At 61.2% G+C, this 20,414-nt stretch carries 21 protein-coding genes; 13 read left to right on the top strand and 8 right to left on the bottom strand.

Annotation, left to right across the window (positions count from 1 at the left end; all coding sequences use genetic code 11):
• Positions 1-30: 30 nt before the first annotated feature.
• On the top strand, positions 31-792 hold the full coding sequence (locus EEB13_RS09890) for an SDR family NAD(P)-dependent oxidoreductase (RefSeq protein ID WP_033236632.1): 762 nt from the start codon (positions 31-33) through the stop codon (positions 790-792).
• 5 nt (positions 793-797) lie between these two features.
• On the opposite strand, the gene EEB13_RS09885 is transcribed toward EEB13_RS09890, so the two are convergent.
• From EEB13_RS09885 to EEB13_RS09870, 4 genes are read right to left on the bottom strand one after another with little or no spacing between them, the layout of a single operon-like run.
• A complete protein-coding gene (locus EEB13_RS09885; protein WP_141485139.1) occupies positions 798-1,526 on the bottom strand; it encodes a glycerophosphodiester phosphodiesterase in 729 nt (242 codons plus the stop codon).
• Between the two features lie 2 nt (positions 1,527-1,528).
• Entirely contained in the window at positions 1,529-2,902 is a 1,374-nt protein-coding gene (locus EEB13_RS09880) for an ABC transporter substrate-binding protein (protein ID WP_092803809.1), read from the bottom strand.
• Positions 2,903-2,955: 53 nt separating this feature from the next.
• Positions 2,956-3,810 carry a carbohydrate ABC transporter permease gene (locus EEB13_RS09875; RefSeq protein ID WP_092803806.1) on the bottom strand — a complete coding sequence of 285 codons (855 nt, stop codon included), beginning with the start codon at positions 3,808-3,810 and terminating at the stop codon, positions 2,956-2,958.
• The gene (locus EEB13_RS09870; protein ID WP_116104791.1) at positions 3,810-4,766 is read right to left on the bottom strand and encodes a carbohydrate ABC transporter permease; all 957 of its coding nucleotides are present in this window, start codon (positions 4,764-4,766) and stop codon (positions 3,810-3,812) included. The genes EEB13_RS09875 and EEB13_RS09870 overlap by 1 nt, the downstream gene beginning before the upstream one ends.
• A gap of 343 nt (positions 4,767-5,109) precedes the next feature.
• Here EEB13_RS09870 and EEB13_RS09865 point away from each other — a divergent pair, with 343 nt between their 5' ends.
• Together EEB13_RS09865 and EEB13_RS09860 are read left to right on the top strand one after the other, a co-directional pair.
• A complete protein-coding gene (locus tag EEB13_RS09865) occupies positions 5,110-5,928 on the top strand; it encodes a DeoR/GlpR family DNA-binding transcription regulator (RefSeq protein ID WP_045064910.1) in 819 nt (272 codons plus the stop codon).
• A complete protein-coding gene (locus tag EEB13_RS09860) occupies positions 5,928-6,617 on the top strand; it encodes an HAD family hydrolase (protein WP_116104782.1) in 690 nt (229 codons plus the stop codon). Before EEB13_RS09865 ends, EEB13_RS09860 begins: the two co-directional genes overlap by 1 nt.
• 56 nt (positions 6,618-6,673) lie before the next feature.
• Here EEB13_RS09860 and EEB13_RS09855 read toward each other — a convergent pair whose 3' ends face one another.
• Positions 6,674-7,771, bottom strand: coding sequence for an ABC transporter ATP-binding protein (locus tag EEB13_RS09855; RefSeq protein ID WP_141485138.1), 1,098 nt, complete (start codon positions 7,769-7,771; stop codon positions 6,674-6,676).
• A 152-nt stretch (positions 7,772-7,923) separates the two neighbouring features.
• On the opposite strand from EEB13_RS09855, the gene EEB13_RS09850 reads away from it, so the two are divergent.
• The 5 genes from EEB13_RS09850 (at position 7,924) to EEB13_RS09830 (ending at position 12,615) form a co-directional block, all read left to right on the top strand.
• Positions 7,924-8,562, top strand: coding sequence for a hypothetical protein (locus EEB13_RS09850; RefSeq protein ID WP_033236690.1), 639 nt, complete (start codon positions 7,924-7,926; stop codon positions 8,560-8,562).
• 65 nt (positions 8,563-8,627) lie between these two features.
• Positions 8,628-9,647, top strand: a complete 1,020-nt coding sequence (locus tag EEB13_RS09845; protein WP_141485137.1) for a serine/threonine-protein kinase — start codon at positions 8,628-8,630, stop codon at positions 9,645-9,647.
• A gap of 16 nt (positions 9,648-9,663) precedes the next feature.
• Entirely contained in the window at positions 9,664-10,650 is a 987-nt protein-coding gene (locus EEB13_RS09840; protein ID WP_141485136.1) for a hypothetical protein, read from the top strand.
• A gap of 28 nt (positions 10,651-10,678) precedes the next feature.
• On the top strand, positions 10,679-11,959 hold the full coding sequence (locus EEB13_RS09835; RefSeq protein ID WP_141485135.1) for an adenylosuccinate synthetase: 1,281 nt from the start codon (positions 10,679-10,681) through the stop codon (positions 11,957-11,959).
• Positions 11,956-12,615 (top strand): NUDIX domain-containing protein, encoded by a 660-nt coding sequence (locus EEB13_RS09830; RefSeq protein WP_141485134.1) that lies wholly within the window; start codon positions 11,956-11,958, stop codon positions 12,613-12,615. The genes EEB13_RS09835 and EEB13_RS09830 overlap by 4 nt, the downstream gene beginning before the upstream one ends.
• On the opposite strand, the gene hppD is transcribed toward EEB13_RS09830, so the two are convergent.
• The gene (hppD, locus tag EEB13_RS09825) at positions 12,612-13,817 is read right to left on the bottom strand and encodes a 4-hydroxyphenylpyruvate dioxygenase (protein WP_141485133.1); all 1,206 of its coding nucleotides are present in this window, start codon (positions 13,815-13,817) and stop codon (positions 12,612-12,614) included. The genes EEB13_RS09830 and hppD overlap by 4 nt on opposite strands.
• Before the next feature lie 144 nt (positions 13,818-13,961).
• Here hppD and EEB13_RS09820 point away from each other — a divergent pair, with 144 nt between their 5' ends.
• Positions 13,962-14,483 (top strand): Lrp/AsnC family transcriptional regulator, encoded by a 522-nt coding sequence (locus EEB13_RS09820; RefSeq protein ID WP_172937654.1) that lies wholly within the window; start codon positions 13,962-13,964, stop codon positions 14,481-14,483.
• Positions 14,484-14,495: 12 nt separating this feature from the next.
• Here the strand turns inward: EEB13_RS09820 and EEB13_RS09815 are convergent, their stop codons facing one another.
• Positions 14,496-15,257, bottom strand: a complete 762-nt coding sequence (locus tag EEB13_RS09815) for an IclR family transcriptional regulator (protein ID WP_033236643.1) — start codon at positions 15,255-15,257, stop codon at positions 14,496-14,498.
• Positions 15,258-15,326: 69 nt separating this feature from the next.
• Here EEB13_RS09815 and EEB13_RS09810 point away from each other — a divergent pair, with 69 nt between their 5' ends.
• Genes EEB13_RS09810 through dmpG form a run of 3 tightly spaced genes read left to right on the top strand, consistent with a single transcriptional unit; the run spans position 15,327 to position 18,120 of the window.
• Positions 15,327-16,154, top strand: coding sequence for a 2-keto-4-pentenoate hydratase (locus EEB13_RS09810; RefSeq protein WP_033236644.1), 828 nt, complete (start codon positions 15,327-15,329; stop codon positions 16,152-16,154).
• Positions 16,151-17,095, top strand: a complete 945-nt coding sequence (locus EEB13_RS09805) for an acetaldehyde dehydrogenase (acetylating) (protein ID WP_033236645.1) — start codon at positions 16,151-16,153, stop codon at positions 17,093-17,095. Before EEB13_RS09810 ends, EEB13_RS09805 begins: the two co-directional genes overlap by 4 nt.
• Positions 17,092-18,120 carry a 4-hydroxy-2-oxovalerate aldolase gene (gene dmpG, locus EEB13_RS09800; RefSeq protein WP_033236646.1) on the top strand — a complete coding sequence of 343 codons (1,029 nt, stop codon included), beginning with the start codon at positions 17,092-17,094 and terminating at the stop codon, positions 18,118-18,120. Before EEB13_RS09805 ends, dmpG begins: the two co-directional genes overlap by 4 nt.
• A gap of 13 nt (positions 18,121-18,133) precedes the next feature.
• Here dmpG and EEB13_RS09795 read toward each other — a convergent pair whose 3' ends face one another.
• The gene (locus EEB13_RS09795) at positions 18,134-19,705 is read right to left on the bottom strand and encodes an MFS transporter (RefSeq protein WP_033236647.1); all 1,572 of its coding nucleotides are present in this window, start codon (positions 19,703-19,705) and stop codon (positions 18,134-18,136) included.
• A 70-nt stretch (positions 19,706-19,775) separates the two neighbouring features.
• Between EEB13_RS09795 and EEB13_RS09790 the strand changes: the two genes are divergently transcribed.
• Positions 19,776-20,408, top strand: coding sequence for a TetR/AcrR family transcriptional regulator (locus tag EEB13_RS09790; RefSeq protein ID WP_033236691.1), 633 nt, complete (start codon positions 19,776-19,778; stop codon positions 20,406-20,408).
• Positions 20,409-20,414 lie beyond the last annotated feature (6 nt).

Raw genomic sequence — 20,414 nt, 5'->3', positions numbered from 1 at the left:
CCGCAGGCAACAGGACATTGGAGCAATCACATGGGCACGCTTGACGGCAAAGTTGCACTCATCACCGGTGCAGGTCAGGGAATCGGGCAAGGCATTGCCTTGGCATTGGCGAAAGAAGGCGCCGAGATCGCGGTAGCCGGTCGCACCGAGTCCAAGCTCCACACCACGTGCGGGCTGCTCGCCGACATCGGTGCCCGCGGCGAGGTAGTCGTGTGTGACGTCAGCAAGAAGGACGACATCACCGCCGCCGTGGACCGTACCGTCGAACTGTTCGGCGGAATCGACATCCTGATCAACAACGCCAACGACTGCAAGCCCGGCCCCCTGCTCAGCGTGCTCGACGAAGACTTCGAACGCTCCTTCGCGACGGGACCGCTCGCCACCCTGCGCATGATGCAGGCGTCGTATCCCCACATGAACAGCCGCGGCGGCGGCGTCATCATCAACATGGTCACCTCCGCGGCCGTGCGCTGGGATGCCAGCAACTACGGTGCCTACGGCTCCATCAAGGAGGGCATGCGCGCACTAACCCGCGCTGCGGCCTGCGAGTGGGGCAAGGACAACATTCGTGTGCTCAACGTTGCGCCACACGCGCAGACCCCGGCCCTGCAGTGGTGGATGGACAAGAACCCGGAAGAAGCGGCAGCCTTTGTCGCGGGAATCCCGCTGGGTCGCGTCGGCGATCCCGAAACCGACATCGGGCGTGCCGTCGTCTTCCTGGTCGGCGAAGATGCCGGTTACCTGACCGGCGCAACCATCCCCCTCGACGGTGGACAGTCACGCTGGGGGTAATTCCGTCAGGTGCGGTCGAGCCACTCCCTGGCGTCCGCCGGGAAATCCGTGGTCGTGCCGTCCACTCCGAGTTCGAGGGCTCGTGCTGCATCTACCGGAGTGCGCAGGGGCCACGCGTGAACCTGCAGTCCGGCTTCATGGAGGTCGCGGACCAGGTCGGCTGTCAGGCCGTCCCAGCCGCAGTAGAACGCGCCGGAACCGGTGGCCGCAAGAACGGATTCGATACCAGCCGGGTGAGCGTCGGCGCTTGGATACGCCGACACGATCAATCCGCGCGGGATGAACGGTGCTGCCTCGGCAACTGCGAGCAGAGCCTCGGCCGAGAAGCTCGTGAACTGAATGCGCTGAGCGTCTTCCGGCCGCGCCGCCACGATCCGTCCGAGTTCCGGCACCACCTCGATGGCCTTGATCTCCACCTGCAAGGTCACCGTGGTGTTGTCGAGCGCTTCGTCGAAGGTCAGGACGCCGCGTCCGGAGTCCAATTCGATGTCTTTGATCTGGTCGAACGTGAGTTCCGCAACGGGTCCGAGCCCACGCCCGGAATCGTCGGCGGCGGTGCGATCGAGCGTCGCGTCGTGGAGCACGATCGCAACGCCGTCGGCGGTCAAGCGCACGTCGAGTTCGATCTCGTCGACGCCCATCTCCTCGGCGAGACGAAATGACGCAATGCTGTTCTCGGGTGCGTGAGCCATGGCGCCGCGATGGCCTACCAAGGTGAATGATTCGGATCGCATGGTCAGGCCACTTTGCTTTCGTAGAGTTTGCGCACGGATTCCGTGTCTGCGCGTAGCTTGGTTGCCGTTGCCTTCAAAGTTGCGCCGGCGTCGGCATTTTCGGTGTACAGCTTCTGAATTGCGGTGCGCATTTCCGTGATGGTGCTCTGGACGTACCGTCGAACCGCGTCAGGCTGGCGGGCGAGCTCGAGTTGGTCGACGGCCAGTTTGTAGTTCGGATTGTCGGCCATGACCTGACGCACCTTGGTGGAGTTTGCCGCGGAGATTGTCGACGGCAGGTATCCCGTTCCGACGGTCCAGGTCGACGACGCTTCCTCACCGGATAGATACGCGAGTACCTGCGCGGCAGCTTCCTTGCGTTCCGGGCTGGCATTCTTCATGATTCCGAGTCCGGCACCACCGGTCGGCACGCCGTGTGTGGTCTGTTGAGGCAGGAAGCCGGCACCGACTTCGAACTGGGCGCCCTTGATCAGTCCGGTCAGCGATCCGGTGGAGTTGGTGATGGTTGCGACCTGGCCGTTGATGAAATCGTTGTTGATTTCCTGTGCGAGGTACGCGATCTTGTCGTCGTTGATCACGGCTCGGTCGAACTCTGCGGCGGCAATTGCAGCTGCGGAGTCCACGGTGACGTCGAGTCCGTCGGAGATCGATCCGCCGAAGTTCCAGAGCAGTCCCTGCATGTACCAGTCGTCGGCACCGGTGTATGCGCGCATCTTCAGAGAATTGCCATTGTAGTTCTGGCCGGTGATTTGTTTTCCCCACGAACGGAATTCATCCCAGGTGGCGGGGGCGCGATCCGGCAAACCTGCGGACGAGAAGATCTCCTTGTTGTAGTAGAACAGTGGTGTCGATCGGCCGAACGGGATCCAGTACGACTCGCCGCGGACAACGCCCTCGGTGAACAGGCGCTCGTTGAACGTGCTCGGGCCGAAGTTGTTGTCGAAGTATCCACCGAGCGGTTCGAGTGTGTCGTTGAGGAAGAACTTGTTCCACGACACGTCGGAGAAGACGCCGATGTCGGGGATCTGCCTGGCCTGGAGTCCGGCGGCGATCTTCTCGGTGACGCCGTCGTACCCGTTGAACTGCTGAACTTCTGCGTAGATATCGGATTGCGAGCGGTTGAATCCGTCGACCACTCCGGTGAAGACTTCGTGGTTGTTGCCCGACCACGGGCTCCAGATGACGACGTTTGTCCTCCCGGCAAATTCGCTGGGGGCCTTGACGTCCGGTGCTGAGAACGAAGCCGTGCCGCCGGCGTTTCCGCACGCCGCGAGTACGGGGAGTGCGATCGCGGTCATACCGGCAGCAGTGAGAAAGCTGCGGCGAGAGATGTTCACAGGCTTCTGCGCGGAGCCTGATCGGGCAAATAACGACATGATGGGTATCTCCTGGAGGATGCTGAACTGGCAGGGGAAGGTCGGAAAACTGATCAGCGTCGAACGGACGCTCCGGCAAGCCCGGCAACGATGAACCGCTGGGCAAAGAGAAAGAGCAACAGCATGGGGAGGACAACCATGGTGGTTCCGGCCATGATCGCGCCCCAGTTGTCAACACCCTCACTCTCTTTGAGTGCCATCAAACCGATGGGAAGAGTGCGCATCTGAACGGAATTGGTGACGAGAAGAGGCCAGATGAAGTCGTTCCACTCGTCGATGACAGCGATCAGCGCAACGGTGACAACCGCCGGAACTGACATCGGTAATGCAAAGTAGAACAGCTTGCGGATGTGTCCGGCGCCGTCGAGCTCTGCAGCCTCCATGACTTCCTTCGGGAGACTCAGAAAGTGCTGGCGTAGAAGGAATGTTCCGAATGCGCTTGCGAGTCCGGGCAGAATGATTCCGGCGTACGTGTTGATCATTCCGAGATTGCCGATGGTGATGTAGTTGAGCAACAGTGTCACGTGCCCCGGCACCATCAACGCTCCCAGGACCGCGAGGAAGATCCACTTCTTGCCGGGAAAGGGAAGGAAGGCAAAGGCATAGGCGCTGAACACTGCCAAGGTGACCTTCGCAGTGGCACCGACGATCGTGACGATCAGTGAGTTGACGAAGAAGTCGCCGAACGGAACGGCATTCCACGCGTGGCTGAAGTTCTCCCACGCCAGACGGCTGGGGACGAATTGCAGTGGCCACTGGTAGATCTCACTCTCCGGCTTGAACGCCGACGAGATCATCCAGTAGAACGGGATGGCGAAGACGAGGCCGACAACAACAAGTCCGATCCAGGACAGGCGAAATCTAATGCGCGTCTTGTTCGGGGTTGTCGCTCTGCTGGGTGCGGACATCAGTAGTGCACTTTCTTCTCGACGAATCGCATTTGGAACACTGTGACGCCCATCAGGACGACAAACATCACCATGGATCCGGCGGCGGCAGTGCCGGCACTGAATGCCTTGAATCCTTCTTGGTAGATGAACCAGCTGAGAGTGGTTGTGGCGCCTGCGGGCCCGCCGCTGGTCATCATCGCGATGACGTCGAAGGACTGAAAGGCGCTGATGACCTGGGTGATCAGGAGGAAGAACGTTGTCGGTGAGAGGAGCGGCATGGTGATGTGGCGGAATGTCTGCCACGCCCCTGCCCCGTCGAGACGTGCCGCCTCGAGGACGTCGGCCGGCATCGACTGAAGCGCAGCTAGATAGACGATGGCTACAAAGCCGACACCTTTCCAGATCGAGACGATGATCAGCGCGGGCATCGCCCACGAACTCGAGGTTGTCCAGTGTGGTGAATCTGCTCCGAACAACCCGAACAGCGCTCGGGACAGTCCGTAGTTCGGATCGAAGATGAACAACCAAATCGCGGCCACCGCCGCGCCCGAGAGGATGTGCGGCGAAAATGCCAAAGCGGAAACGGCTGCGCGTCCTCGTGATTGGCGATTGAACAGGCACGCCAGGGCCAGTCCCACGGTCAGGCTGATGCCGACAATCGCAACAACCCATACCAAGGTCAGGCGTAACACCCGGAGAAACGCAGGATCGTGCAGCAACTTGGTGTAGTTGTCGACGCCGACGAACAGCGGCGTCGGCGCGATCATGTCCCATTCGGTGAGGCTGAGGTAGATGTTGCCGATAACGGGCCAATATGCGAAGACCGCTATCAGCAGCAGGTTCGGGAATGTGAAGAGCACAAAGAGCTTGTAGCCCTTGCGTTCACGCCTTCGGGTAGGGCGACCCCGGGTTGATCCGCGACTCACAGGGGCGGAGACCGTCGGCGGTGCCGGGCGTTGAGTTGTCAACGACATGTCGAGACCATTTCTTCCGGGGGTGTCGCTTTCTTGATGCGAGACGGTGAAGATCACATCGACGGTGTTACGTCTTCGTTGATCGCAGTGATCGTTTCACTCGTGCGGATGGTCGTCAAATGGACAAAACGGGTAGATCTCGCGAGTGTGAAATGTCTACGTGACGTGTCAAATATGTTGTTACACAGCAGATTTAGTCGATTATGCGTCTGCGGTTCTGGCGGTGACCGAGCTGAAGTTTCAGTTTGTCATGCCTAAGCTTCTCGACTCGTTCATCGAGCATTCATATCAGGAAGAGTGATATAAATGACTCGTAATCACACCAGCAACAGCAAGGTCTTGGATGAGTCGACGATTGATCACCCACACCAGGCAAGAACGGCTGGACGGCATTCTCGAATGCTTGATGGCAGATGAATCGGCGTCCGCACAATCGCTGGCCGCTCACTTCGACATGTCGTTGATGACGGTCCACCGTGATCTCGACGAACTTCAACGCCGCGGAATAGTCCGAAAGTTCAGGGGCGGAGTCAGCATCGAACGAACCAGCAGTTACGAGATTGCAGCACCGCTGAGGCGTCGCATCGCCACCGAACAAAAGTTGGCGATCGGCGCTGCTGCTGCCACCGAGGTTGCTCCGGGGCAGGTGATAATGCTCGACGATTCCACCACCGCCTCCCACATGATCCGCCACTTGATCGAGATCGAAGAACTTCGGGTTGTGACGAACTATCTGCCCTCACTTCGTGAACTGTCCGAAGTGACCGGCATTTCGGTGACCGCTATCGGCGGCGACTTCGACTCCGGTCATGAATCGTTTGTCGGCGAGGGTGCAGCCAAGGCCGTGCGCGAACTGCGCGTCGACGCTCTGTACTTCTCGACGTCGAGTGCTGATCGCGACGGCATGTATCACCAGGAAGAGAAAGTCGTTCGGCTCAAATCGGAGATGATTCGGTGTGCCGGTCGGCGGGTTCTCCTGATGGACAGTTCCAAATTGGCGCACACCTCGCTACATCGAGTGTGTGGTTGGGACGTGATCGACGAGTTGATCACCGATGACGGTGCACCACTGGGGATTATCGAGGATATCCGTGCACAGGGTGTTGTGGTGCGCGTCGTTGGATCCGATCGTGTTGAGCTACAAGAGGAAGGAAAGTCCTGATGCTGCAAGCGGTCTTCTGGGACATGGACGGCACACTGGTGGACACCGAGCCGAGTTGGTTTGCGGCGGAGCGTGCCTTGATGTCGAGGTACGGGGTGGAGTGGTCTGACGAACAGGCAACAGCACTGGTGGGGAAGGCCTTGCCCGACTCTGCTGCGATCCTTCGCGCGGCGGGGGCGGATCTCACGATCCGCGAGATAGTCGATGAACTGGTGGCCGCCGTCGTGGCGGGTGTTCGGCAGTCCATCGAGTGGCGTCCGGGTGCCCGTGAGTTGTTGGCGCAGGTTCGCGACGCCGGAATACCCAGTGTGTTGGTGACGATGAGCGAGGCGCCGTTGGCGGAGGCTGTTGCGAGCGCGCTCCCACCGGGAACATTTCAGTTGATGGTTACCGGAGACATGGTCGAGCACGGTAAGCCGCACCCGGAGCCGTACTTGCGGGCCAGAACGGATCTCTCGGCGCTGACCGGCCCGATCTCCATGGATCAGGTTGTGGCGATCGAGGACTCGATTCCGGGATTGGCGTCGGCGATTGCCGCGGGCGCCGTCGCAGTGGGCGTGCCGAACATGGTGAGTCTGAAGGAAGATCCAGGCGTTGTCCTGTGGGCGACGTTGGCCGGAAAGTCGGTCACGGACCTCGAGGAGTTGGTGGCTGGGCGAGCAGCGTCGCTCGAATTGCAGTCGATCTGAAGACGTGAAGGTCCCGCCGCGAACGAAACTGCGGCGGGACCTTCGTGATTCAGTGCTTACACGTGCACAGCGGTGTCATCGGTGGACAGGCGGGTGCCGGTGGTCGGGTCGAAGAGGTGCATGCTTTCGGCTACGGGAAGAACGTCGAATCGTGAGCCGATCGGCGGCGCACTATTTCCTTCCTCGCGAATCACCAACTCATGGCGCTTGCCGTTGATCATGGTGTGGCCATAGACAAATGCATCGGCGCCCAGTTCTTCGACAACGTCGACAACGACGGTAATTCCTTTGTCCACCCGCACAAACGACTCCGGCCGGATACCCACTGTGACGTGGGGAGTCAGTGAGGCATCGGTGACGGAACGTGGAACGCGGTACGCCGTCCCGCCGAGTGACATCTCGCCGTCGTCGAGGTCGAGATCGATGAAGCTCATGGCGGGTGAGCCGATGAATCCGGCAACAAAGATGTTGGCGGGACTCGTGTACAGGCGGCGAGGCGTATCTACCTGCTGCAACACACCGTCTTTGAGTACCGCAACACGATCACCCATGGTCATCGCTTCGACCTGGTCGTGGGTGACGTACACGGTGGTGACACCGAGTCGGCGGGTCAGGGAGGCAATCTGCGTTCGAGTCTGCACTCGCAGTTTGGCGTCGAGATTGGACAGCGGCTCGTCCATAAGGAATACCTGGGGATTGCGAACAATGGCCCTACCCATGGCAACTCGTTGCCGCTGCCCACCCGAGAGTGCCTTCGGTTTGCGATCGAGGTACTGCTCGAGATCCAGCACTCGGGCGGCTTCGAGCACTCGAGCTTCCCGTTCCTGCTTCGGAACCCCGGCAATCTTGAGGGCAAAGCCCATGTTTGCTCCCACGCTCATGTGTGGATAGAGCGCGTAATTCTGGAAAACCATCGCGATATCGCGATGCTGCGGTTCCACATCGGTGACATCACGATCGCCGATCAGAATTCGGCCCGAATCAACGGGTTCGAGTCCGGCAAGCATCCGCAGAGACGTCGATTTCCCGCAGCCCGACGGTCCGACGAGTACAAGGAACTCTCCGTCTGCGATATCCAGCTCGAGTTGGTCGAGTGCGGGTCGATCGGTTTCCCCATATGAACGAGTTGCGCGGTCGAAAGTAACGCTGGCCATGGTGATTCCCTTCACGGGCAGGAACGTGCCCGACGATCCGAGTGAGTGGGCGAGAGTATCGCCTCTGCAACTGAACACGAGCCGGGTGAACGGAGTGTGGCGCACAGCAGAAATGCCGGGTATCGCACTTCCATTGAACTACAATGCAGCGCATGCTGATTCATCCGACACTTCGCGTACAGTCCTGGGGCTTCGTGATCGGATCGACGCTCTTTGCGCTTGGTTCAGCCCCCTACTTGTCGTCGCTTTTCGGAGCAACGCTCGTGAATCTTCTCTTCTTTGTCGGGTCGTGGTTCTTCACCGCAGCGGCGATTGTTCAATTGGCGCTCGCTGGTCCCGTCATCATCACTGATTCGGGTAGGCCTGCGGTACGCGTTGTGTGGTTGTCTGCAGCGGTGCAATTGCTCGGCACCATCATGTTCAATATCAGCACCGGATCAGCTATGCGCACGCTCAATGTTCGTGGAGAGATCAACCTCGTGTGGAATCCCGACGCCGAGGGGTCGATTGCGTTCTTGGCGTCAAGTTTTCTGGCGATACTCATGCTGTGGCGCTCGAATACGCGCTGGGCGTCTCGATCGGCGGAATGGCAAAGTGTGTGGCTCAATGCTCTCGGATCTATCGCATTTGGCGTGTCCGCAGTCGGTTCGTTCATTCTGAAAGACGGGAACACGCTTGATCCCAACGTGGCGAACATCGGCACCTTTGTCGGCGCACTGTTCTTCCTGTTCGCTTCTGCGGTATTCCTCGGAAGAAGTCGCCCCGGTGCGCTAGTGGCGGAACCGGCCTAGCAAGACTGTGCTGCTCGGAAGGAGCCGTCTTGCGCGATCAGTTTTAGTCACTTAGACTAAAACTCATGAACACGGTGAAGAACGATCTCGAAACTGTCGAGGCGGCAACAACCTCGACCGAGCTGTTCGGAAGTGCCACCACGGATTCGGAATCGCGCCGGCGGGCGAAGCGTCAATTCCATTGCTTGGTTGCTGCGATCCATCCGGATCGGGCGCAGGCGAGGGATATTGCGCGATACGCTGCCGCAACAACTCGGTTGAATGAGCTGTACCGCAGTTGGGTGGCGGAAGCCGAAGCAGTGCAATCATCCGCGACATATGTCGGGGACAACAACGAGTACGTGTTGGGTGATGTCCTCGCCCGAGGTTCGGTGGCAACTCTCTACCGTGCTCAGGACCGATCCGGGGCATCTGTTGTGGTGAAGATCCCTCGGAGTCGGCGAGCGAACCCGCTGATGGAGACTGAGAGGTCGGCGCTCACCGACATCCGCGGCGCGCCGTACGTCCCGACGCTGGTCGACCGCATTTCGGCGGCCGACCCAGCTTCGGGGGAAGTTCGCCGGATCAATGTGCTCGATGATCTGTCCACCGGCTTTGTCACCCTCGCCGATGTTCGCCGCGCTTACCCGAACGGCCTCGATCCACGAGACTGGGCCTGGATGCACCGACGCCTGTTGCGCGCACTTGCGGCAGCCCACCAGGCGGATTGGGTCCATACAGCGATCGTCGAGGAAAATGTGCTGATACAGCCCGAATTACATGGCGTGGTGCTGGTGGGCTGGTCGTTTGCCACTCGTTCAGGAATGCGGCCGGCAGCAAAGATCAGTTCCTGCCGAAGTGCCTATCCGCCGGAACTTGGCGAAGCAGCTTCCCCGGGGTGGGACGTCTACATGGCGCATCAGTTGATGACGACCATGCTCGGCGACCGAATCCCCAGTCGCATGAAGACTTTTGCACTGGGGTGTATGCAAGACAATCCACGACTACGGCCCGACGCCACTGATCTCCTCGGCGAGTTCGACGAACTCCTCGAGCTTCTATACGGCGAACGCACCTTTCGGGCGTTTACCGTCCGCCCAATCTGAAAGGCAGTGATTTATCATGGGATACGGATATTGGGACGACAACACATACCTGGCGGGCAAGACATTCCGTGCCGCACGCGGTGTCGACGATTTCGGGTACACCGACACGCTACGGTCGCGTCCGCGAAACAGTTGGAAAGCAGATCCCACTCTCGATCCGTTCGGTGTAGACAAACGAGAATGCCGGGATTCGGATGGACACCCTGATTCTTTGCCTATTGCAGTGCTTTTCGACGTCACCGGTTCGATGGGTGCCGTTCCGCGCATCATGCAGGACAAGCTCGGGAAGCTGCACGGATTGCTGCAACGCAAAGGATATGCAGACGACCCGCAGATTCTGTTCGGTGGAATCGGAGACGCGGATTCCGATCGGGTTCCCCTGCAGGTAGGGCAATTCGAATCGGGTAACGCGATGGACGAGCAGTTGCGCACCATCTTCCTCGAAGGGAACGGTGGTGGCCAGAAATCGGAAAGCTACGAACTGGCAGCATATTTCATGGCTCGTCACACGAGCACCGACGCTTGGGAGAAGAGGGGCCGCAAAGGTTACCTGTTCATCATCGGCGACGAATTGAACAAGCCGCGACTGTCGGGTCGTCACATTCGCGACGTGATCGGTGACAAGGTTCGGCGCGATATTTCCGTTCCCTCGGTGTATCGGGAACTGGAGCAAAAGTGGAACGTCTACTTCGTGTTGCCCAATCAGTCGTCGTACTACAACGATCCGGAGATCGCGGGCCACTGGACGGATCTCCTGGGTGAGCGCTTCCTCAAGCTCGACGATCCTGCTGCCGTGTGCGAACTCATCGCCCTGACCGTGGGGATCGGTGAAGACCGCATCGACTTGAGTGACGGATTGGCCGACCTTCGCGATGTGGGATCGACAGCCGAGGCCAAGACGGTGCACAAGGCACTGGCGAGAATCACGAGAAGGACGCCCGCACGGGCGGCTGCATTGCCGAAGGATCTCGGAACAGGCTCGGATGACGTCGATTTCGACTGAGTTAGGACACAGACTGAGGGAGGACACAATGGACGCTCGGAGTGACATTATTGTCGTCGACCTCGGCTTCGGCGACGCCGGAAAGGGTGCCACGGTCGACTGGCTCTGCTCACCGCAGGCGGATCTCGATGTTGCGGCAGTGGTTCGATTCAACGGAGGTGCGCAGGCCGCTCACAATGTCGTGAACGGAGAACGCCACCACACCTTCTCGCAATTCGGATCGGGGACGCTCAACGGTGTCCCCACGTTTCTCTCCCAATTCATGCTGGTCGAGCCGATCTCTTTGGCGAGGGAAGCGCGAGCGTTGGAAGCTGTTGGCGTGCAAGATCCATTCGACCTGTTGACCATCGACGGGCGGGCACTGTTGACCACGCCGATTCACGTTGCGGCCAATCGAGCGCGTGAGGATGCGCGAGGTGACAATCGACATGGCTCGTGTGGCAAGGGAATCGGTGAGACGGCGGCGTATGCGCTCGAGCGCCCTGATGCGCCGACTGTTGGGGACTGCCAACGGCCGGATGTGCTTGCTCGCAAGCTCGAGAACATGGCGGCGTACTACGGACCGTTGATCACCGACAGTCGTCATGGGTTTCCAGAGATAGTGGACATGGTCGACATGTACGCGGAATGTGCTGCAGTAGTGGATATTGTCGGCCCTGGGGCGCTGGAGTCCATCGGTGCACGTGGCCGATTGGTCTTCGAAGGCGCACAGGGTGTCCTCCTCGACGAGTGGCGTGGATTTCACCCGCACACCACGTGGTCGACGGTGGAACCGTCTAATGCCCGCGCGATGGTCTCCGAAATAGGCAGGGAGAGTTATGTGCTCGGCGTGACCCGCACGTACACCACGCGTCACGGTGCCGGGCCCCTTCCGACGGAGGACAGCGCGCTCGGGGCGGTCCTGCCGGAACCGCACAACGGCGTCGGCGAGTACCAGGGGTCATTTCGGGTAGGGCACCTCGACACACTGCTGCTGCGGTACGCGATCGAGGTCTGCGGCGGCGTCGACGGGTTGGCCCTCACGCACCTCGACGCGCTGGAGCGTGCGACAACGGCGGGAACCCCGATCCAGGGTGTGGACAGGTATGACGGGTGCGCGGGTATACCTGTCGGAGAGTGGAAGGATCTCGAACACCAGGCGGCGTTGACGGAAGCGCTGCGGGCCATGTCGGCTGTGAGACGGGACGTTCCGGCAGAAGCCGAGCCGTTTATCGATTACCTGGGTAGCGAGGCCGGCGTTCCGGTAGTGCTTACTTCGGACGGACCGGACCGGGCCGACCGTCGGCTTCGCGCCGGCGTGCCTGCATGATGGATGGCGTGGAACAGTCACTTGTCTCGATCGACGTTATCGCTCTGCGTTTCGGCAATCCGGAACCGGGCCAGTTGCGTTTTGCCGTCGCGCAGCGGCAGGCAGAACCGTACACCGGGCAGCGTGCGTTGCCCGGTGTACTGCTCGGTGCGGGTGAACGGCTCCAGGATGCGGCTCGGCGAGCGGTGACCACCAAGCTCGGGCTGCCCGACGATGCGATTCTGGCGAGCGGACAGTTGGCAGTGTTCGACGAACCTCATCGAGACCCGCGTGGTCCGACACTGTCGGTAACCATGTGGGCCGTTATCACCTCCGAAGATGTGCCTATGGGTGACATCACTCCGGAATGGGTGAGCTGGGACAACCCGGGTGATCTTGCATTCGATCACAATCGGATAGTGGCGGATACCCGGCCGATCCTTGCGGACTCTCTGTTGTGGCGCGATGAGGTCTTCACTCGGGCACTGACCGGTGCGTCGTTTCCGGCGTCCTATGCGTTGGCCGTCGCCGAGGAACTTTCCGGCGCCCGTCCGGACCCTGGCAATCTCAACCGCACACTCAAATCCTTACCCGGACTGGAACGTACCGACGAGCGGGTGCGGGTCAGTACAACGGGTCGCCCGTCTGTTGTGTGGCAGTGGAGCGCAGACACCTAGAAGTTTCCGCGCATTGCCTGCTCACGCTCGATCGCCTCGAACAGTGCCTTGAAGTTGCCCAAGCCGAAACCGAGTGAGCCGTGGCGTTCGATGAGTTCGAAGAACACGGTGGGTCGGTCGCCGATCGGTTTGGTGAAAATCTGCAAGAGGTAGCCGTCCTCGTCTCGATCGACGAGGATGCCTCGTTTCTGTAGTTCGTCGATGGGGACCCGCACCTTCCCGATTCGGGCCCGCAGCTCGGGATCTTCGTAGTACGACGCCGGTGTCGACAGGAACTCGATTCCTTCGGCAACAAGTGCGTCGACGGCGGCCAGGATGTCGGCAGTGGCGAGTGCCAGATGTTGGGCGCCCGGGCCTTGGTAGAACTCCAGGTACTCGTCGATCTGTGATCGCTTCTTCGCGATGGCGGGTTCGTTGAGCGGAAACTTGACGCGGTGGTCGCCGCTGGAGACCACTTTGCTCATCAGCGCGGAGTAGTCGGTTGCGATGTCCCCACCGACGAACTCCGCCATGTTGGTGAAGCCCATGACGCGGCGGTAGAAGTCGACCCACTCGTCCATCTTCCCGAGTTCCACATTCCCGACCACGTGATCGAGAGCTTGGAAGATGTGCTCGGGAGTGCTGTGGCGGGCAACGAATGACGATGTGCGACTGACATATCCGGGCAGATACGGTCCGTGGTATCCGGACCTGTCGACAAGTGTGTGGCGTGTGTCGCCGTACGTCGCGATGGTGGCGAGGCGGACGCTGCCGTGATCATCGGCAATGTCGTGCGGTTCGGCAATGACCCGCGCGCCCTGCGTAATTGCGTGCGCTATGGCTTTGTCGACATCGGGGACGTTCAAGGTGATGTCGCGGATACCGTCGCCGTGTACGCGATGGTGCTCGATCAACTCGCTTGCCGGGTCTACGGCTCCCTTGACGATGAAACGCACTGCACCGCTTTCGAGTACAAACGCGTGGTGGTCGCGGTTACCGGTGGACGGACCCGAGTAGGCCACCAATGTCATGCCGAAGGCGGACTGATAGAAGTGGGACGTCTGGGTGGCGTTTCCGACAATCCATTCGAGTCCGTCCCATCCGTGGACCGGAAAGGGATCCGAAGCGTCGTCGTATTCGACCAGTCCGACCAGTTGGCGTAGTTGCTCGAGATCGAGTCCGGCCAGTCGTTCCTCATCGGTGATGCTGTGTTCGATGGTCATCTCGTGTCCTCCCAGCGGTGTCGATGCATGTAGCTAAGCCCGGCGCTATGCAGCTAGTCAACGGGCGTGCTTACTGCTAGTCGTTTCGACGGAATACCGCGAGATGGGTGCAGTTTTCCAGTCGCTGTGTATAGGTTGGAAGCCATGGCGGAATCGGTGCGCAGTGCAGTGTCGATCGACGGTCTGGACCTGGCGCTGCTCGAAGCGATGCACACGCATCCGCGGGCGGGGGCACTCGAACTGTCGAGGGTGACCAGGGTAGCTCGGGCCACTGTGCAGGCCAGACTGCGCAGGCTGGAGGACGGCGGAATCATCGCCGGGTACGAGCCTCATATCGACCTGGCTGCAGCGGGTTTCGGTGTGCAGGCATTTGTGACCCTGGAGATTGCCCAAGGTGCGCTCGACACCGTCACGGTCAAACTCGAAGCCATACCCGGTGTGATCGAAGCGTTTGCGACCACGGGAGCCGGTGACGTTCTGTGTCGAGTCGCCGCAGCGTCGCATCAAGGTTTGCAGCAGACCCTGCTCGACCTCAATCGTTCGGGAGTGGCCACGCGCTCCACCAGCGTGATGGTTCTGTCGGTGGTTGTGCCGTTCCGGGCGTTGCCGTTGCTCGAGACCCTGGAGACTCGCAGCTCTGCCAAGGCGCCCGCGTATCGGGCGTGACTATTTCCCTGGTCAGCGCAGGTGCTCGCGGCGGGCCATCGTGCTGCGCAACCCTTCGGCGGCTGCACGCAGGACGGTTACCTGGCTTTCGGGCTTGAACCGAGTGGTGGGGCCGGTGACGCTGATAGCTGCCACCAGTTTGTCGTTGCTTCCGAATACCGGCGCGGCCACACACGTGAGGCCCGGCGCTGATTCTTCGCGTTCGAAGGCGACACCGGTTTCGAAGACCCGATCCAGCTGATTGCTCAGGATGCCTGGCGCGACGATCGTGTGCGGGGTGCGCCGGGTCATCGGTGCCGCGAGCACTTCGCGGCGAAACTCCGGATCCGAGTACGCCAGCAAAGCCTTGCCGATTGCCGTGCAGTACAGCGGAATTCGTCCACCGGTGCGCGAGGGGGAGTTGGCTTGGCGATGCCCACCGATCTTGGCGATGTACACGACGTCATGACCGTCGCGCACACCGAGATGCACAGTTTCATGGGTTCGCTCGTACAGGTCTTGCAGGAACGGCATCGCCATTTCCAGGAGGCTGCGCTCGAGCGAGGCGAGCATGCCGAGTTCGAACAGGCCGCCGCTCAGGCGGTAGCCGCCCTCGACGCGGTCGAGTAACCGGTTCGCGACCAGTTCACCGGCGAGTCGGTGGACCGTCGCCTTGTGCAATCCGGTCCGCGCGACAAGCGTTGCGAGTGGCACGGCGTGGTCGTCGGGGCGGAAGGCGCGCAAGATCGTCACGGCTTTACCGAGCACGGTGTCGAGGTTTGCGGCACCAGTCATTCGTCAATCGTATCGGTGAGTGAGACATCAGCCTGGCGTAGTGGGGTACAAGCCTGGAAAGTAGGGGTCATGAGCCAGCCCTCGAATTCCAGTACAGCGAGCGAGACCGACATCGCCGCTGCCGCGGATCGCCTCGCGACCGCCGCCGCAACCGGCGTGCCCTGCGCACCCGTGCGGGATCTGATCGGTAGTGAAGACCTCGTTGCCGCATACGCCGTGCAGCGCCGCGTCGACGAAATCCGTCGCAATGCCGGTGCCGTCGTTGTGGGCCGCAAGATCGGCCTGACGTCGGTGGCAGTCCAGCAGCAACTCGGCGTCGATCAGCCCGACCTCGGTGTTCTGTACGCCGATATGGACTTCACCGGCAGCGAGTCGATCCCGATGGACCGCCTGATCCAGCCCAAGGTCGAGGCCGAGGTTGCTTTCGTACTCGGTGCTGACCTCGTCGACGGACCGCTGGACAACGCCCAGGTTCGCGACGCGATCGAATACTCCGTCGCGGCGATCGAGATCTGCGACAGCCGCATCGAGTCCTGGGACATCAAGTTCGGTGACACCGTGGCCGATAACGCGTCGTCCGGCGTGTACGTCCTCGGCACCGAGCGTCACACCCTCGCCGAGGTTGAACCTGCTGACGTTGTCATGTCGATGAGCGTCGACGGCACCGAGGTGTCCACCGGCGTCGGAACCGCCTGCTTGGGCGATCCCATCGAGGCAGTTGTCTGGCTCGCCCGCACGGCCCGCGAACTCGGTCAGCCGTTGACTGCAGGTCAGGTCATTCTCTCCGGCGCTCTCGGCCCCATGGCGCCGGTTGTAGCGGGAAATGTCGTCACCGTGAACGTATCCGGACTCGGTTCGGTCACCACAAGTTTTTCCACTAAAGGGGACATCGCATGAGCAAGGTCAAGGTCGCGATCATCGGATCGGGCAACATCGGCACCGATCTGATGATCAAGGTGCTGCGTAATTCCGACTACCTGGAGATGGGTGCCATGGTCGGCATCGATCCCGCGTCGGACGGTTTGGCTCGCGCGGCGCGCCTGAACGTGCCGATCACCGCCGAAGGCGTCGAGGGCCTCGTCGGTCTGCCGAACTTCGACGAGATCGAGATCGTCTTCGACGCAACGTCGGCAAAGGCGCACGTCGCCAACAACGCACGCCTGGCACCGCTCGGCAAGCGCATGATCGACCTGACACCTGCCGCGATCGGCCCGTACGTCGTGCCGGCCGTCAACGCGGACGAGCACCTGGACGCACCTAACGTCAACATGGTGACGTGTGGTGGCCAGGCCACGATCCCGATGGTTGCCGCTGTTTCTCGGGTTGTTCCGGTGGCGTACGCGGAGATCGTCGCGTCCATTGCCTCCAAGTCGGCCGGTCCCGGAACGCGCGCCAACATCGACGAGTTCACCGAGACCACATCCGAGGCGATCGTGGCAGTCGGCGGTGCCCGCCGCGGCAAGGCCATCATCATCCTCAATCCGGCTGAGCCGCCGCTGATCATGCGCGACACCGTCTTCTGCCTCGTCGACGCCCCGGACCCGGCTGTTCACGAGGAGATCCGTGCGTCGATCGAGAAGATGGTCGGCGACGTCTCCGCCTACGTCCCGGGCTACCGCCTCAAGCAGGAAGTCCAGATCACCGAGATCCCGGCCGACCAGCCGGTCGAGACGTTGCTCGTCGACGGCAATCGCCCCACCCACCAGGTGTCGGTATTCCTCGAGGTCGAGGGTGCTGCACACTACCTGCCCGCGTACGCCGGCAACCTCGACATCATGACGTCCGCCGGAATGCAGATCGCGGAGCGCATCGCCCAGCAGAAGGAAGCAACCAAGTGAGCAACCGCAAGATCTTCGTCCAGGACGTCACCCTTCGTGACGGCATGCACGCTGTCCGCCACCGCATTTCGCCCACCGACGTCAAGCGGATCGTCACCGCTCTCGACGCTGCCGGCGTCGACGCGATCGAAGTTGCACACGGCGACGGTCTCGCCGGCGGCTCGCTCAACTACGGTCCCGGCTCGAACACCGACTGGGAATGGATCGAAGCAGCGGCCGAGGTGCTCGAGCACGCTCGCCTCACCACGCTGCTGCTTCCGGGTGTCGGCACGATCAGTGAACTCAAGCATGCCTACGACCTGGGCGTTCGCTCGGTTCGCGTTGCCACACACTGCACCGAGGCCGACGTCTCCGCGCAGCACATCGAGACCGCCCGCGAGATCGGCATGGACGTCTCGGGCTTCCTGATGATGAGCCACATGGCGCCTGCCGAAGAACTGGCGAAGCAGGCCAAGTTGATGGAGTCGTACGGCGCGCACTGCGTCTACGTCACCGACTCGGGTGGACGTCTGGTGATGAACGACGTCGCCGACCGTGTTCGCGCGTACCGCGACATCCTCGACGAGGGCACCGAAATCGGTATCCACGCGCATGAGAACCTGTCGCTCTCGGTTGCCAATTCCGTTGTGGCAGTTCAGAACGGCGTCACCCGCGTCGATGCATCGCTCGCCGGTCACGGTGCCGGTGCCGGTAACTGCCCCCTCGAGGCATTCATCGCCGTCGCCAACATCGAGGAGTGGGAGCACGGCTGCGACCTGTTCGCATTGCAGGATGCTGCCGACGACATCGTCCGTCCGCTGCAGGACCGGCCCGTTCGTGTCGACCGTGAAACCCTCACGCTCGGCTACGCAGGTGTCTACTCGAGCTTCCTGCGCCACGCGGAGACCGCGTCGGAGCGCTACGGCATCGACGTCCGCACGTTGCTGCTCGAAGCCGGCCAGCGTCGTCTGGTGGGCGGTCAGGAAGACATGATCGTCGACATCGCGCTCACCCTCGCTGCAGAACGTGACCGCGCATCCGCCTGACACTCACTAGCTGTCAAGCCAAAGGCGCTGCTGTCGATTCCGACGGCAGCGCCTTTGCGGTTTTCTGCCGTCCGGGTGCCCAGAATCCGAGGATGACCGCAGAGACCCAGATGATCACGGCCAAGGTCAGTGCAGCTTGGTTCATGCCTTCGATGAAGGCTTCACGGGCGAAGTCCGCCAGTTGATCGCCTTGTGAGCCCGCGCTTTCCGCGATGTGCAGGGCCGCGGCCAAGGAGCCCGAGACCGGTTCCTTGGCCGGCTCGGGCAGCATATCCACAGCAGGTTGAACATGCCGAGCGTACGTCGTGGCCAGGATGCTGCCCGCAAGCGCAACGCCTATCGCAGAACCGATTTCACGGGTGACGTCGTTGATCGCCGACGCGACGCCCTGTTTGGCATCCGGTGTATTGGACACGATTGCAGCGGTAGCGGGTGTGGTGCACAGTCCCAACCCGATGGCCGCGACGATCAGGGGAATGCACACGTCGACGTAGCTCGATCCCAACTCCAACCGGGTCACGAGTGCGATTCCTGTGCCGAGAAGCGCAATTCCCACCGAGGTGAGAATTCGGAGTCCGACGAGCGGGATCAGCAGCGGCGACACGACGGACAGAGCCATGACGGGGACGGCCATCGGAAGAAGTGCGAGTGCTGATTGAAGTGGCGAGTAATCGAGCACGAGTTGCAGGTACTGCACAAGCATGAAGAACATTCCGAATGTGGCGAGGAACTGAAGTACGAGTGATGTTGCGCTACTACCGAATGCGCGGTTGGCAAACAGTCCGACATCGAGAAGTGGATGGGCCGAACGCAATTCCACGAAGCTGAATACAACTCCCGTGGCGATTCCGCCGATCAGAAGCGCAAGAACCACAGGGTTCAGCCACCCGCGGACGGGTGCTTCGATCATGCCGAGGACAAAAAGGCCGATCGCCGTGGCAATCAGTGCAGTGCCCAGAAAATCGAGTGGAGTTGTCTCCTCGTCCTTCGAGGACGCGATGGTGAACGAGGCCACCAGGATTAGTCCCGATACGACGGCGAGGCTGATGAATATCGAATGCCACGACCACTTTTCGATCAGGAAACCGGATATGACAAGTCCGGCGATGGCGCCCGAGCCGGCCACGCCGGACCACACGCCGACGGCTCGACTGCGTTGGGTAGCCGGAAAACCGGCCGTGAGCAGTGAGAGTGTCGCAGGCATGACAAATGCGGCACCCACTCCCGAGACGACGCGGGAGGCGATGATCCACGACGGTTCGTCGATGAAGACGGGGATCGCGCTGCCTGCTGCAAAGACGACCAACCCGAACATCAGCAGTTCGCGTCGGCCGTAGCGGTCACCGAGTGCTCCGGCGGCCAGCAGCAGGCAGGCGAGCACGAGTGTGTAGCCGTCGACGATCCAGGTGAGCTGAGTTTGGGTGGCGCCGGTGTCCCGGGCGATGTCGGGGAGTGCGGTGTTGAGTGCAGCCATGGCTGCGACCACCAATGCCACCGCGCAGCACGAGACGGTCAGCATCCAGATCTGCCGCGGCGTCCAGGTGCTCTGTTCGATCTCCGTCTTACTGGTCACGAAGCCTCCCATAGAAACGAGACCATCAGTATCGTTGGGAGAATGCTAGTTCCACAACCCCAGGTTGGGTATAACTGTGGTTGTGACAACGGTTCGCTCTGATCGGCAGGCAGCAGACGAGGATCCGCGCAAACTGCGATCCCGGACTCGATTGCTCGATGCTGCAACAACACTTCTTGCCGAAGGCGGAGTCGACGCGGTGACGATCGACGCCGTCACCAAGCTCGCGAATGTTGCTCGCGCGACGTTGTATCGGCACTTCGACAGCGGCACCGAGCTGGTGGCTGCTGCCTTTGCGCGGCTACTGCCATCCGTACCGGCACTATCGGGAGAGGGCGATCTGCGAGCGCAGCTGCTCGAGCTTCTCACCAATCAAGCCAAGGCCATCGAGAGCGCTCCCGTACAGGTCACAGCGATGTGCTGGCTCGGCTTGGGGCCTGACCTGACGGGCTACTCGAGCGCGGCCGCGTTGACCGAGCGCCAACCGGAGATGCGGTCGCTGCGGCAGATGATCATCGAGCAGTACCGGGACGCGTTCGACCGGGTCTTGCGTACGCCCGAGGCCATCGAGGAATTGGGGGAGTACGACTACGACGTTGCGCTCGCGCAGTTGGTCGGTCCGTTGGTGCTCACGAAGTTGGCAACCCTCACCCCGTTGGGGGAATCAGCGTGTGCGCAGATAGTCGACGACTTCCTCGCGGCAAGGCGAGCGTGAGATAGC

The sequence above is a fragment of the Rhodococcus sp. WS3 genome, assembly GCF_003797085.1.
GTDB classification, from domain to species: domain Bacteria; phylum Actinomycetota; class Actinomycetes; order Mycobacteriales; family Mycobacteriaceae; genus Rhodococcus_F; species Rhodococcus_F globerula.
This window is presented reverse-complemented; position numbering and strand designations above follow the sequence as displayed.